Origin of the sequence: Paenibacillus terrae, assembly GCF_000943545.1 — a bacterium.
Classification (GTDB): domain Bacteria; phylum Bacillota; class Bacilli; order Paenibacillales; family Paenibacillaceae; genus Paenibacillus; species Paenibacillus terrae_A.
The window spans coordinates 1-14,162 of sequence record NZ_JTHP01000063.1 but is presented as its reverse complement, the minus strand read 5'-3'; the positions used below and the strand labels follow the sequence as shown (position 1 = coordinate 14,162).

Below are 14,162 nucleotides of genomic sequence, written 5' to 3'. Positions count from 1 at the left end.
ATGTATGAAATCAGATAAAATTTCAGAGGCTGTCGTACGGAGGTTACCCGTATATTTACGTTATCTGAATGCACTGCACAAACGGGAGGTGGCTACGGTCTCTTCCCAGGAGTTAGGACAAAGACTGGATTTGAATCCGGCTCAAATTCGTAAGGATCTCGCGTATTTTGGAGATTTTGGCCGTAAGGGTATCGGCTATGATGTTACTTATCTTATCGAGAAAATACGCCATATCCTGAAAATCGACCAGCAAATTAATGTGGTATTGGTCGGAGCAGGTAATCTGGGGCAAGCCCTTTCGAATTATAATGCTTATTTAAAAGACAATATGAAAATTGTAGCAGTATTTGATGCTGTGCCAGATAAGGTTGGAACCAAGATCAATACGCTGGTCGTACAGCCAATGGATGAACTGGAAGCGACCGTGAAGGAACAAAACATTCGGATTGGGATTATTACCGTACCGGATTTTGAAGCGCAGAACGTGGCTGACAGGCTCATAAATAGCGGGATTGGAGCGATTTTGAACTTTGCGCCGACCACTCTCAAGGCACCAGCAAATATTCGAATACATGCCACAGATTTTACAACAGATTTGTTAAGCCTCGCTTATTATTTGGAAGACGGAAAGGAAGATATGCAACATGACGGCGAATAAATGGATGATTAAAAACGGCTCTTTTGCCGTGAACAGACCGGAAGCGGGGGTAATCCACGGCTATATGATCGTGGAGGACAGCCGCATTACCTATATTGGCGAGACTTTGCCAGCGGGTGAGGAAAAGACGGAAGCGATTGATGGTAACGGGCTGCTGTTTTTACCTGGCCTGATTAATACACATGGTCATGCGGCGATGTCTCTGCTGCGCGGGTATGGGGACGATCTGGCTCTTCAAGTATGGCTTCAGGAAAAAATGTGGCCGATGGAAGCCAAGTTTACGTCTACGGATGTGTACTGGGGTACGTCCTTGTCCGTGCTGGAAATGCTGAAAGGCGGTACAACCACCTTTTTGGACATGTATGATCATATGGACGAGGTGGCTCGTGTAGCTGAAGAGTCCGGCATCCGTGCCAGTCTGATGCGTGGAGCGATTGGATTATGTTCGGAGGAAGAGCAGCGGATCAAGCTGGCTGAGGCTGTGAATTTTGCGCGTAATTGGCATGGAAAAGCAGACGGTCGCATTACGACTATGATGTCTCCACATGCGCCGTATACGTGTCCGCCTGCGTTTATCGAAAAATTCGTGCAGGCTGCGCATGATCTGGACTTACCGTTGCATACGCATATGTCCGAAACCATTGCCGAAGTAGAGCAAAACGTACGCGACTACGGCTTGCGCCCGGTTGCGCATTTGGATAAGCTCGGCTTTTTCTCCCGTCCATCGCTTGTTGCCCATGCTGTTCATTTGAATGACGAAGAAATAGCTTTGCTGGCTGAACGCGGTGTAGCGGTTTCGCATAATCCGGGCAGCAACTTGAAGCTGGCGAGCGGTGTGGCAAGAGTGCCTGATCTGCTCCGTGCAGGCGTTACTGTCTCTCTCGGAACAGACGGTCCCGCCAGTAACAATAACCTGGATATGTTTGAGGAAATGCGTCTGGCTGCACTCATTCACAAGGGAGTATCTGGCGACCCAACCGCAGTTCCTGCGGGTGAGGCGTTGCGTCTGGGAACGGAGTACGGAGCGAAGTCGATTGGCTTGAATGAGGTAGGGGCGCTGGCAGCAGGCAACAAGGCTGACTTTATCGCGCTTGATCTCAATCAGGCTCATTTCTTGCCGCATACGGATCTCATTTCTCATGCCGTATACTCTGCAAGCGCCAAAGACGTAGCCCATGTATGGGTAGACGGTCGTCAGGTTGTGAAAAACGGTGAGTGCCTGACTATGGATGAGGAACGTATCAAGCATGAGGCACAAGCCGCCTTTGAAGGGCTGCTGTCGCGCTAATTCAGGTGTCACATCCCCTTAGAGAGGAAGCACAGGTTTGAAAAATAAGAAAAAATGGATAGTGGTCGCCATTCTGGCTGTCATACTGATCCTGGTCAGCATTTTCTGGTATTATTCTTATGTTACTCAAGACCAGGTGACTGAGAGAAATGCCGCTATCGTAAAGGCCAAGCAATCGGGTGGTCTGGTTACCACGACTCAGACGTGGAAGTCGGTGTGGGATCAGGTATACTGGGTGGTTCAAGGGAAAAATGCTCAGAATGAAAATATTATGGTGTGGGTCCCTTTTCAAAAAGTGGAGGGTCAACCTAATGTGCCTGTGGCAGATAATAGTGGTGTTCATACCGAGCTACTTAAAAACGGAGTCGACGAGCAAAAAATGACAGCCATGATCCAGCAGCAGCTTCCGGGTATAGATATTGTAAGGCTTGAGCCGAGTGTGTTTAAAGGTCAATATGTATGGCAGTTGTTTTACGATGACGGCAGTCATCATTACTATACCTTTTATCGCTTCTCGGATGGGGGATCAATGGGGGTAAAGTATACTTTGCCTAATAATTGAGCTGGGTGAAGCGTGGATAGTGGCGGTGTGAGAGCGCTGCGTGGTCCATTTGATCTTACGATCGCTGTTGCCGCCGGATTTTTTTCGATTAGATTCTTATGGGGAAAATCCGTCGGCAAGCATATGCTTCCGAAGCAAGCTTTCTTTCAGAAAGCTTTCAGGCGAACGCTTCGCTTTTTCAGATTCAAATGGCCCACTCCGCTGGCTGACCGCCATGGAGTCACTCCAAGCACCACTCTTTTTATGGGAGTTGGGGGTAGGGGGCACGGACGCCGCTGCGCTTGTCTCCATTTTGGGTTTTACACTAAACCAATCTGTGAAAATTGGAAAATCGCTTTTTACTTAAAAAAGCTATGTGACTTTAGAAGATATGTTTTATAAAAGAATGTGTAGGTTGGAAACATTGAAGACAAAAAGACGTAAAAGCGATATTTATCGTATTTACGTCTTTTGGTTTTTTTTGTTTGGTAAGAACTTATTTATTATAATATCTTTTGTAGTTCCCTTAAACAGGTTAAATATGAAGTCTATTACATAGATCATAATAATTTTTTCCTTAAAATGGTTTAATTATAGGTGCAGACTAACGTAACCCATAATTTTGTGGCTATGTTATCATGACTACTTATACAAAAAGGAGATTCATGAACATGGGTAAAGTGAATGGGAAAGTTGCATTAGTAACGGGTGGGGGTCAAGGGATTGGACGGGCTATTGCTTTACGCCTCAGTCAAGATGGCTTCGCAGTGACAGTCGTGGATTTGAATGAAGAAACGGCCCAAAGTGTTGCTGGTGAGATTACAAAGGCAGGAGGGCGCTCGCTTGCGCTTAAAGTCGATGTTTCCAACCGGGATCAGGTTTTTGCGGCTGTGAAGGAAGCATCTGAAAAACTCGGTGGCTTTGATGTCATTGTAAATAATGCGGGGATTGCTCCTGCCAAGCTGTTGGAAGATGTTACGCTGGCTGATTTTGACAAGCTGTTTCATATCAATGTGACCAGTGTACTTTGGGGCATTCAGGCGGCAGCCGCCAAGTTCAAGGAACTGGGCCATGGTGGTAAAATCATCAATGCCTCTTCTCAGGCAGGCCATGTTGGTAATGCCAATTTGGGCATTTACTCCGCTACCAAATTTGCAGTTCGTGCCCTAACACAAACCGCCGCTCAGGAATATGCCCAATATGGTATTACAGCAAACGCCTACTGCCCTGGCATTGTACAAACACCAATGTGGAGCGGCATTGATAAAGAAATTACGGCATCCAAAGGCGAAGCTACAGGGGATGCGACCAAGGAATTCGGCAGTAAAATTGCCCTGGGCCGTCTTTCTACACCGGAAGACGTATCTGCCTTTGTATCCTTCCTGGCAGGCCCCGATTCCGATTACATGACAGGACAATCCCCTCTGATCGACGGCGGGATGATGTTCCTTTAAAAGATTCTGCTATAAGGCAATAATCAATCCTCTTTATACACAGTGTAAAGTTAGCATTGCAGTATGTTTACACATAAAAAAGTAAATAGCAAACAAAAAAATACGTAAATACGATAAAATCGTATTTACGTATTTTTATTATCACCTCAAGCTAAGCTTGGCTGCAAGCAAGCGAAGCATATTTACCTACCCAACTTTCCTCACAAGGCGAAATATTCTTTATGGCTGTGCAGTAGCGGAGTGGAGGATTTGAATCTGGAGAAGCGATAGCGTTCGCCTGAAAGCTTTCTGAAAGAAAGCTCGCTTCAGAAGCATATACTTGTCATGGGATTCTAACCGTTAAATGTTTTATTTAATCAAAAGAATCCCATGGCAACAGCGATCGTAAGATCAAATCCTACACGCAGCGTCACACATTACAGCCATAACCAATGATTTTGCCCAACCACAACTCCCCCACACATTGCCTTCGATATTAGATATACGTTATGATATACTATAATTTATAAGTGATAGACAAAAATGATAGAAAAAGACCTGCTGATCACTGTAGATCATGCAGTCTGGTTTATGTGTTGACATTCGTCCCGTTTCTTCTGTGTTTTACATTTTGAGAGGAGGATGTTATTTGAAATTACGTGCAGTTCCTATCGTTGTTGCGGCGGTTCTGGCAGCATCGCTGTTGTTTGGAGGATGGTTTATTTACCGTCAGTTTACAATGCAGAGTCCTCTGGAAAAACTGGTTTCCCAATATCCCGGCGTCACAAGCGCTCAAATAGATATTAAACCGGATCAGGTTGTTTTGAATCTGGATCTCAAACCGCAGGCAGATGTCGCCGGATTGGTCAATGTAGTTAAGCAAAAAGGACAGTCCATCATTGGCAGCCGTACAGTTAAGCTGGAAATTGCGGATCATTCCAATCCAGCGTTGAACCAGTGGTGGTCTGAGGCCATGTTTCCGGTAGCGGAAGCGATGGAAAATAAAAAATACACCCAAATTTCATCTACCGTCGAGCAGATGAAAAAGAAAAAAACCGGTATCGAGGCCGATACCGATATGGATTCAAACAACGTCTATATCCGACTCAGCGAAGGCAAAGCGACCAAGTTTATCGTTTTGCCACGTCAATCTCAGCAAATGGGGGTATGGCCTAATGCCTAGATGGATCAAGGAAGCACTAATCGGCATTGTGCCGGTGACCATTATATTTCTCATTTTTATCGGGGTGAATATTATCCCTTTTCTTATCGCAGGTTTGATGCTCAGCGGCTTGTTAATGCTCATGCATGCACGTGGAGGCTTGGCTGTAGGGGCCGGGCAAGAACGTAAACGTAAAAAGAATGGCCCGGACAAGCTGACTTTTGAGGAAATCGGCGGGCAAGAAAGCGCCAAGCAGGAGCTGCGTGAAGCGCTGGATTTTTTGAATCGGCATGATGAAATTTCCAAGTTTGGCATTCGTCCATTAAAAGGTGTTTTGCTTACAGGCCCTCCGGGAACCGGGAAAACACTGATGGCGAAGGCAGCTGCGCACTATACCAATTCTATATTTGTTGCCTCTTCAGGCAGTGAGTTTGTTGAAATGTACGTAGGTGTTGGTGCAGGCCGTGTCCGCGAGCTGTTTCGGGAGGCCCGCACTCGTGCAGCCAAGGAAAAGAAGGAAAATGCTATTATTTTTATTGACGAGATCGACGTGATTGGCGGCAAGCGTGAGGGTGGACAGCAACGTGAATATGACCAAACCTTGAATCAGTTGCTGACTGAAATGGATGGCATCTATTCAGCAGATACTCCGCGCATTTTGATCATTGCGGCTACAAACCGTAAAGAAATGCTGGACAGCGCCTTAACGCGTCCGGGGCGTTTTGACCGTCATATTCAAGTGGACTTGCCTGATAAGAAGGGCCGTCTTCATATTCTTAAAATCCATGCCAAAAACAAACCGATTCAGGAAGAGGCGAATCTGGACAAAATTGCTGAGGAATCCTACGGGTTTTCCGGTGCACAGCTGGAAAGTGTCATGAACGAAGCGGCAATCTATGCGATGAGACAGGAACAGGAAACGATTGCGCAAAAGCATCTGTCGATGGCGATTGACAAGGTGATGATGGGTGAGAAAACGGATCGTGAATCAACGTTGGAAGAGAAAAAACGTGTAGCGATTCATGAACTGGGACATGCTATTATGGCTGAAATCGTTCGTCCGGGCAGTGTCAGCCAGGTAGCGCTCAGCCCGCGTGGGAAAGCGCTCGGCTATGTGCGGCACAATCCACAGCAAGAGCATTATTTGTATACCAAGCAGTTCCTGGAGGAGCAGATCATGATCTCGCTCGCAGGAGCTACGGCGGAAGAAATGTACTATGGCGGTCGCAGTACAGGCTCTAGCAACGATTTTGAGCAGGCGCTGAACATTGTTCATACGATGATGACTTCCGGTTTGACTTCACTTGGCATTATTAACATGGAAATGGTAACGAAAGAAGAGCTCATGCGCGAAAATGGTGAGATTATGGACGACCTTCATAACCGTACTTTGGAGCTGCTCGAAAAGCATCGTCCAGTGTTCGACAACTCTCTTGACATCCTTATGAAGGAAGAAACCCTGTCCGGGGATCAATTTAGATGTCAATTTAGTGAAAATGCTCTATTACCAGCATAATTTTTTATGCTGGTTATTTTTTTTACTTTTAGTCCGTGCTAAGATATTATTAGCTATTGGGACATAAACATGTATTTTTCGACAAAGAAGGATACAATATAAGAGAGTGACCAGGAAAGGGTGGAGTAAAGAACCATGCAATTTAAAAAAATCGGCGTCATCGGCGGCGGCACCATGGGACAGGGTATTTCTGAAATGCTCGCGTCCAAAGGAATTGATGTGCTGTTGGTAGAGCAGACACCAGAGAAACTAGACTACGCCTACAATATGATTGAAACGAGTCTGGACAAGCAACTGGAAAAATGGGCAATCACACAAGCGGAGAAAAAATTGATTTTATCCCGCATCCAGAAAGTTTCCCATTTGGCTGAGCTTGGAAGCTGTGACATGGTCATTGAAACCATTACAGAAAATCTGGACGAGAAGAAAGCTGTTTTCCAAGAACTGGACTATGTGTGTCCAAACAACATTATTCTTGCAAGTAATACATCCACGCTGAGCCTGACCGAGCTTGCCAGCTCGACCAAGTATCCTGAGCGTGTTATTGGTATGCACTTTATCTATCCAGTATCCCGCATTGATCTTGTGGAAATTATTCGTGGCTTGAAAACTTCGGACGATACGTTTGAAAACACAAAAATGTTTGTTGAAGAAGTAGTGGAGAAAAAAGGGGTTATGATTTATGAATCCCCGGGCTTTGTAACAAGCCGTATCATTTGCCTGCTGATTAATGAAGCAGCTCACGTTCTCCAAGAGGGCGTAGCTTCCGCTGAAGATATCGACGATGCTATGCGAATCGGCTACAGCTTCCAAAGCGGTCCTTTGGAAATGGCTGACCGCTTTGGTCTGGATTCCGTTTTGGCTGCTCTGGAGCGCATGTTCCGTGAATTCGGCGAATTGAAATATCGTCCGTCCATCGTCCTGAAGAAAATGGTGCGTGCAGGTAATCTGGGCGTGAAATCAGGCGAAGGCTTCTTTAAGTACGACAAGGATGGTGACCGGGTATGAAAATTCTCGTAATTAATGCAGGGAGTTCTTCCCTGAAATACCAGCTGTATGATATGTCGGACGAGTCCGTTCTGGCAAAAGGATTGGTCGAGCGCATCGGTATGGATTCATCCATCCTGACGCATAAGCCAACTAACAAAGAAGAATACACTGAGGTTAGCGAAATTCTGGAGCATACTACAGCGATCCGTAAAGTGCTGAATGCACTCACAGATGCGGAACATGGTGTAATCTCCAGCACTAGCGAAATTGAGGCTGTGGGACACCGCGTTGTTCATGGAGGCGAAATCTTCAAGCAGTCAGCGGTTGTAACGCCTGAAGCGAAGAGTGAAATCCGCCGCTTGTTCGACCTTGCGCCATTGCATAACCCGGCCTCTATGATGGGTATTAAAGCGGCTGAATTGAATATGCCTGATGTACCGCAGGTTGTTGTATTTGATACCTCGTTCCATCAAACCATGCCTGAAAAAGCTTATATGTACGCCATTCCAAGAGTGTTGTACAATAAGTACAAGGTTCGTCGCTACGGTGCACACGGTACTTCCCATGATTATGTAAGCAAGGAAGCTGCCAAATTCGTCGGTCGTCCTTTGGAAGAGTTGAAAATCATCACTTGTCATATCGGTAACGGCGGTAGTGTAACAGCGGTTCAAGGCGGTTTGTCCGTAGATACTTCCATGGGTATGACTCCACTGGAAGGACTTATGATGGGGACACGTAGTGGTGATTTGGACCCGGCAATCGTGCCTTATGTGATGAACAAACAAGAATTGACCGTCAATGAAGTCAACTCGATGCTGAACAAGCACAGTGGACTTTTGGCTATCTCCGGTATCAGCAGTGATATGCGTGAAATCACGGAAGGTATGGAAAAAGGCGAAGCTAATTCTACATTGGCATTTGAAATGTATGAATACCGTCTGCGCAAATACATTGGTTCGTATGCCGCGGCAATGAATGGGGTAGACGTGATCGTATTCACGGCAGGTGTAGGCGAAAACTCCGTCGTTCTGCGTAAGAGAGTGTTGGAGCAACTGACATTCCTCGGTATCGAACTGGATGAGTCGTTGAACGCTATTCGTTCTGGCGAGCCTCGCCGGATTACAACAGCAAATTCGAAGGTTGATGTATTGATCGTTCCGACGAACGAAGAGCTGGTTATTGCCCGCGACACGTATCGTCTGGTTCAGTAGTTCGACCCGAAGTTTAAACTTTATGCATACGGGCTATCACTTAAATAGGTTCCGTATGTACCAAACAGCGAGAGCAAACAGCCTGACCCAGGGGGAAGGGCTGTTTGATTTTCGGTTAAGAGGAGAGAGACGGTCATGACGAATAAAAGTACGATTGCCCTAGTGGGCCGCCATGTAGGGGAAACGGTTACAATCGGCGCTTGGGTAAATAATAAACGATCTAGCGGTAAAATCCAGTTCCTGCAACTGCGCGATGGTACCGGATATATTCAAGGGGTTATCGTGAAAAGCGAGGTGTCCGAGGACATTTGGAATGATGCCAAATCCTTGACACAAGAAAGCTCTTTGTATGTTACCGGAGTTGTGCGCGAAGAACCGCGTAGCCAATCTGGCTTTGAATTGACGGTAACGGGCATTGAAATCATTCATTTGACAGAAAACTACCCGATCACGCCAAAAGAACACGGTGTAGATTTCCTGATGGATCACCGTCACCTGTGGTTGCGTTCCGCCAAGCAACGCGCGGTTCTGATCGTACGGGCGGAAATTATCCGTGCGGTACAAGAATTTTTTAACGGCAATGGCTTCACAAAGGTGGACCCGCCGATTTTGACTCCTTCTTCCGCAGAAGGCACAACTGAGCTGTTCCATATCAAATATTTTGACGAGGATGCTTATCTGACACAAAGCGGACAGTTGTATATGGAAGCGGCTGCCATGGCGCTTGGCAAGGTATACTCGTTTGGTCCAACGTTCCGTGCGGAAAAGTCCAAAACACGTCGTCACCTGATTGAGTTCTGGATGATCGAGCCGGAGATGGCTTTTGTAGATCATGAGGAATCTTTGCGCGTACAGGAGCAATTTGTGAGTCATATCGTACAATCAGTGCTGAAAAATTGTGCAAAAGAGCTTGAAACGATCGAACGCGATGTTTCGAAGCTGGAGCAAATTCAGGGAGAATTCCCGCGCATTACGTATGATGAGGCGATTGCTTTCCTTCAAGGTGAAGGATTCGATATCCCGTGGGGCGAGGACTTTGGCGCTCCGCATGAAACGGCTATTGCTGAGAGATATAACAAGCCAGTGTTCATTACACATTGGCCGACTCACATTAAGGCATTTTATATGAAGCCTGATCCAACTCGTCCGGAGGTTGTACTGTGCGCCGATATGATCGCTCCTGAAGGCTATGGCGAAATTATCGGGGGTTCCCAACGGATTGATGATCCGGCCTTGATGGAAGAGCGTTTTAACGAGCATAACCTGGCGCGTGAAGCTTACCAATGGTATATGGATCTGCGCACCTACGGCACCGTTCCGCATTCCGGCTTTGGACTGGGACTGGAGCGTACGGTAGCATGGATTTGTGGACTCGATCATGTGCGTGAAACGATTCCGTTCCCACGTATGCTGTATCGTCTGTATCCGTAACCGATGACCGGATCATTCGACAAGACATCAGCGGCAGAGTGGGCGGAGGGAGTAGCCTTTGCTATGGAAGCCGGAATGGTCCAGATTCCCTACGCCCTGCTCAAGCATTACCGGACGCTTCGGCTGACGGATGGCGAAATGCTTCTGCTTATGCAGTTGCTTGCTTTTAAACAAGCCGAACGTAATGAATTTCCAACCTGGGAGCAATTGCAGGCCCGTATCGGATGTACAGCGAACGAAATCGGGCTCTATTTCAGCAAGCTGATGAAGGAGGGTTTTCTGCGGATTGATACTGTGGAAGACCGCAACTCGTCCGTGCAATTTGAACGCTACAATCTAACGGGGCTGTACCGTAAGCTGGCGGAATGTATGATACCCGAGCGCACGGAGCAAAGCGATGATGATGATATTTTGTTTGCTGGAAAACCGGATGTGCTGAATGGGATATCGGAGTCTCCGCCTTCGGAGGAACGGAATTTGTTCACGATTTTCGAGAAGGAATTCGGCCGACCATTGTCACCGATGGAATACGAGACGATCACCAGTTGGGTGGATCAGGATCGGTATCTTGAGGAGCTGATTTTGCTGGCCTTGAAGGAAGCGGTGTTTGCAGGGAAGGTACATTTCCGGTATATTGACCGCATTTTGCTGGAGTGGAGCCGCAACCGTGTCCGTAATGCACAGGATGCAAAGGAATACGCTCAGCGTTTCCGTGGGGGCGGACGCAGCTAAAGCGAAAGCCTGAGGTTTTCAGGTAGCAGCAAGGTTTACATTATATGCTTGCTTAAAGTGACTAAAAAGTTAAATGAATACAAGTACAATAGTTGAGCAAACAGCAGCTTAGCGATAGAGGACACGCTACTCCGTGAGGAGGGTGTGTCCTTTTTTAAATATTTTTTTCGAAATATGCAGGGGGGAGTAAATTCTCCGGCGTCTATAGTATTGGGAAGGGGGAGAGCGTCATTGATATAGAGAGAATCATTGAACGAATACGGTCTGGTGACCGGCAGGCGTTCCGTGAGATGGTAGAGCTGTATAGCAAGCATGTGTATCATGTGGCCTATTCGGTGCTGCATGATAGCAAAGAAGCGGAAGATGCCGCGCAGGAAGCGTTCGTTCAGGTGTATAAGTCTCTCCCCCAGTACCGGAACGAAGGTTTTAAAACGTGGCTGACCCGAATTGCGCTCCACAAGGCGCTGGATATCAAGCGCAAACAGGACAGGCGGCCCGCAGAGCTGATAGATGTGGCAGAAACCCTCGTTCAACTCCCTTCCCGGGATGAGGATGTGCTGATCCGTCTGATCCGCGAGGAACGAAATGTGGAACTATCGCAAAAAATCGCCCAGCTGCCCCAGCAGCATCGGGATATTATCCAAGACTATTATATGCAGGGCAAAACCTACGATCAAATTGCAGAAGAGACGCAAGTAGCCTTAAAAACAGTAGAGTCCAGACTCTACCGGGCACGGCAGTGGATTCGAAATCACTGGAAGGAGGAGGAATGGCAATGACTGACCAACATGATAAACCGTGGACTGAAGGGCAGATGAATGACTGGCACGCTTATATTACAGGAACTTGCACGACAGAGGAATCTGAACGGCTGGAAAAGCTTCTGCTGGAAGATGAGCAGGCGCTGGCCTTATATCTTGTTGCAATGGAGCAGCTGGAGTCGACATTGGAAGATTGTTTTGCCTGGATGGATACGGAACGCTTCACAGATCAGGTAATGGCTGCTCTTCCCGATAAGGAAGCAGAAGCAAGTCAAGCTACCCTCAATAAACGCCGCTGGTTTGAAAAGCCTGCATTTCACTACGTAGTTGCGGCAAGCTTGACGCTAATTCTACTGTCTAGCGGTGCTTTTGACAAAATGATGCCGCAAACCAGTGGTAAACCGGTTCCTCCGAAAGAACGCGTCTCTTACAGTGAAGAGGTCATGCGGGCTACGACAAGCTGGCTGGACAAATTAAAGCCCTAAAATAAATTAAAGTGACAGATAAAAAGGTTTAATTCAAACCTTCAGATGAGGATTTAATCAAAATCCCAAGATTAGAGAGGAAGTGTATCGGTGCCTTATACGGAACGAAGCAAGCTTCTGGCATTTCTGTTGAACATCATTCCCGGTGTGGGACACTATTACTGGACCAGAAAAGCCAATGCGTTTGTATACACCATTTTGTTTTTCGGATGTCTGGCGGGAGGAATATTTTTTGCGGTGGTTTCAAGCGACGAAATGCCTTTATTGGCCAGTATGTTTGTTGCCGCTCTTTTTTGGGGGCTCAGTATGCTGCATATCATTATTAGCTTGTTGCGTTATGATCCTCGTGCAGTCGCTGCTCCATATCCCCCTCATGCGGGCCCGAATCCATATGGTTTTTACCCCCAAGGTGCGCCTTATGGAGATGAAGGCTTGGCGGGCGAGGCTCCGGAGGGAGCGCGGAACGCAGATACGGATATACCAGGAGCAGGAGCGGATTTTGATGCAGGTTATCATCATTATGCGCAGGGACACTACGGATGGGCAGGTTCGCCTACTTTTCAAAAAGGCTCGGACAATGAACGTTTTTTCACCATATTGCTGTCGTTCATCCCAGGATTGGGACACCTTCATTTGGGGCTGATGCAGCGTGGTTTGTCTTTCCTGATGTCCTTCTTTGGCTTTGGAACGATTCTCGTTTTTATTTCCAGCATCACAAACGAATCGGGATTTATGGCGTTTGCGTGCGTGTTGCCAATCATTTGGCTGTATTGTATGTTTGATGCGGTGCAGCATGTACATCGTAAACAAGCGGGAGAAATCCTTCAGGATCGGACTTTATTTGAAGAACTGGAGCATGGAAGAGTCGAGGGGCGGCGTAGCAAAATGCTGGCTACCATTCTATCGGTATTTCCCGGGGCGGGACATATGTATATCGGTCTGCAAAAACGTGGTCTTCAGCTGATGCTTCTGTTCTTAGGCGGCATTTACATGCTGGATGTACTGTATTTGTCCCTTTTTTTGTTCCTGATCCCGGTGGTCTGGTTTTACAGCTTTTTTGATGCATTGCAGCAAGTAAGCCGTTATGGACGGGAACCGTTGATTGACAAGCCTGTGATCGGTATGTTTGCACAATATCACCGCTGGGTAGGTTTGGGGTTGCTATTGCTGGGTGCCTATTACATCTTGATCAACGTACTTGTTCCTACTCTGGATCGTCTGTTTCCGAACGAAGAGATTTATAATTTGGTTGACATGTATCTACGGACGATTATCGTATCCTTATTGTTGATTGGCGGTGGTATTTGGATGATGATCGGTAATTCCAAATCTAAACGGGTAAAGGAGAAACAATAGGATGGATACTGAGTTTTCAAAGAGTGAGGCTCCCTTTAAGGGAGTCCATCATCCTCATAGCGATACAGGAGGCTCTACAGGTATATTGGGTACATCAACCAACAATAGCAGCTCCTCCAAAACACCAAACGCCCCGGCAGGGGTTTGGAAGGTCGGAAGGCTGTCGATGGGACTTTTTCTGGTCTTGTTGGGAGGAGTAACGTTTGCCTCCAAGTTTTGGGGAGCGGGCATATTGGATCAGGCGTTGACGTGGTGGCCTGTCGTTTTTGTTTTGCTGGGACTCGAAATTTTAATGTATACGGCGTGGAAAGGGACACGTGAGCGCATCCGTTATGATTTGTTCAGTATGTTTATTACAGCAGTCCTGGTTTTTTGTTGTATCGGATTTGCTTTGGTCAGTTCACTGGGACTTACTTCGCAAGTCAGGGATATGATGAGCTCGGTTCAGGAAACAAGGGTCCTTCCTGATTGGCATGAAAAACTGCCTGTCGGAGTGACCAAGGTGATCGTGCAGGGTGAAAATCCCTATGCGGTCAAAATTGACGCAACCACCTCACCAGAGGTGCATGTGTTCGGAAGTTATGTCTATACAGGCAAC

The 14,162-nt window shown here is 46.9% G+C and carries 14 protein-coding genes; all 14 read left to right on the top strand.

What is annotated here, in order from left to right; all coding sequences use genetic code 11:
- Window positions 1-4 precede the first annotated feature (4 nt).
- Complete coding sequence (locus QD47_RS23705) at window positions 5-658, top strand: redox-sensing transcriptional repressor Rex (RefSeq protein WP_044648442.1); 654 nt, start codon at window positions 5-7, stop codon at window positions 656-658.
- Window positions 645-1,946 carry an amidohydrolase gene (locus tag QD47_RS23700; protein WP_044648441.1) on the top strand — a complete coding sequence of 434 codons (1,302 nt, stop codon included), beginning with the start codon at window positions 645-647 and terminating at the stop codon, window positions 1,944-1,946. Before QD47_RS23705 ends, QD47_RS23700 begins: the two co-directional genes overlap by 14 nt.
- A gap of 37 nt (window positions 1,947-1,983) precedes the next feature.
- Window positions 1,984-2,508, top strand: coding sequence for a cell wall elongation regulator TseB-like domain-containing protein (locus QD47_RS23695; protein WP_044648440.1), 525 nt, complete (start codon window positions 1,984-1,986; stop codon window positions 2,506-2,508).
- Window positions 2,509-3,158: 650 nt separating this feature from the next.
- On the top strand, window positions 3,159-3,941 hold the full coding sequence (locus QD47_RS23690) for a (S)-acetoin forming diacetyl reductase (RefSeq protein WP_044648439.1): 783 nt from the start codon (window positions 3,159-3,161) through the stop codon (window positions 3,939-3,941).
- A gap of 628 nt (window positions 3,942-4,569) precedes the next feature.
- A complete protein-coding gene (locus QD47_RS23685) occupies window positions 4,570-5,103 on the top strand; it encodes a hypothetical protein (protein WP_044648438.1) in 534 nt (177 codons plus the stop codon).
- Entirely contained in the window at window positions 5,096-6,598 is a 1,503-nt protein-coding gene (locus QD47_RS23680) for an AAA family ATPase (protein ID WP_044648437.1), read from the top strand. The genes QD47_RS23685 and QD47_RS23680 overlap by 8 nt, the downstream gene beginning before the upstream one ends.
- 135 nt (window positions 6,599-6,733) lie before the next feature.
- Window positions 6,734-7,606, top strand: a complete 873-nt coding sequence (locus tag QD47_RS23675) for a 3-hydroxyacyl-CoA dehydrogenase family protein (RefSeq protein ID WP_044648436.1) — start codon at window positions 6,734-6,736, stop codon at window positions 7,604-7,606.
- On the top strand, window positions 7,603-8,799 hold the full coding sequence (locus tag QD47_RS23670) for an acetate/propionate family kinase (protein WP_044648435.1): 1,197 nt from the start codon (window positions 7,603-7,605) through the stop codon (window positions 8,797-8,799). The genes QD47_RS23675 and QD47_RS23670 overlap by 4 nt, the downstream gene beginning before the upstream one ends.
- Before the next feature lie 135 nt (window positions 8,800-8,934).
- Entirely contained in the window at window positions 8,935-10,230 is a 1,296-nt protein-coding gene (asnS, locus tag QD47_RS23665; RefSeq protein ID WP_044648434.1) for an asparagine--tRNA ligase, read from the top strand.
- A gap of 3 nt (window positions 10,231-10,233) precedes the next feature.
- Window positions 10,234-10,962, top strand: a complete 729-nt coding sequence (locus QD47_RS23660) for a DnaD domain-containing protein (protein WP_044648433.1) — start codon at window positions 10,234-10,236, stop codon at window positions 10,960-10,962.
- A gap of 290 nt (window positions 10,963-11,252) precedes the next feature.
- Complete coding sequence (locus QD47_RS23655; protein ID WP_044648432.1) at window positions 11,253-11,741, top strand: RNA polymerase sigma factor; 489 nt, start codon at window positions 11,253-11,255, stop codon at window positions 11,739-11,741.
- Window positions 11,738-12,208, top strand: coding sequence for a hypothetical protein (locus QD47_RS23650; RefSeq protein ID WP_044648431.1), 471 nt, complete (start codon window positions 11,738-11,740; stop codon window positions 12,206-12,208). The genes QD47_RS23655 and QD47_RS23650 overlap by 4 nt, the downstream gene beginning before the upstream one ends.
- Window positions 12,209-12,298: 90 nt before the next feature.
- Window positions 12,299-13,564 carry a hypothetical protein gene (locus QD47_RS23645; protein ID WP_044648430.1) on the top strand — a complete coding sequence of 422 codons (1,266 nt, stop codon included), beginning with the start codon at window positions 12,299-12,301 and terminating at the stop codon, window positions 13,562-13,564.
- Window position 13,565: 1 nt separating this feature from the next.
- Window positions 13,566-14,162: hypothetical protein (locus tag QD47_RS23640; RefSeq protein WP_044648429.1), on the top strand; the 597-nt coding region annotated here is incomplete at its 3' end.

Coding starts and splice junctions, on each gene's coding strand:
- QD47_RS23705 (WP_044648442.1), top strand. CDS start 5: ATGAAATCAGATAAAATTTCAGAGGCTGTCGTACGGAGGTTACCCGTA.
- QD47_RS23700 (WP_044648441.1), top strand. CDS start 645: ATGACGGCGAATAAATGGATGATTAAAAACGGCTCTTTTGCCGTGAAC.
- QD47_RS23690 (WP_044648439.1), top strand. CDS start 3,159: ATGGGTAAAGTGAATGGGAAAGTTGCATTAGTAACGGGTGGGGGTCAA.
- QD47_RS23680 (WP_044648437.1), top strand. CDS start 5,096: ATGCCTAGATGGATCAAGGAAGCACTAATCGGCATTGTGCCGGTGACC.
- QD47_RS23675 (WP_044648436.1), top strand. CDS start 6,734: ATGCAATTTAAAAAAATCGGCGTCATCGGCGGCGGCACCATGGGACAG.
- QD47_RS23670 (WP_044648435.1), top strand. CDS start 7,603: ATGAAAATTCTCGTAATTAATGCAGGGAGTTCTTCCCTGAAATACCAG.
- asnS (WP_044648434.1), top strand. CDS start 8,935: ATGACGAATAAAAGTACGATTGCCCTAGTGGGCCGCCATGTAGGGGAA.
- QD47_RS23660 (WP_044648433.1), top strand. CDS start 10,234: ATGACCGGATCATTCGACAAGACATCAGCGGCAGAGTGGGCGGAGGGA.
- QD47_RS23655 (WP_044648432.1), top strand. CDS start 11,253: ATGGTAGAGCTGTATAGCAAGCATGTGTATCATGTGGCCTATTCGGTG.
- QD47_RS23650 (WP_044648431.1), top strand. CDS start 11,738: ATGACTGACCAACATGATAAACCGTGGACTGAAGGGCAGATGAATGAC.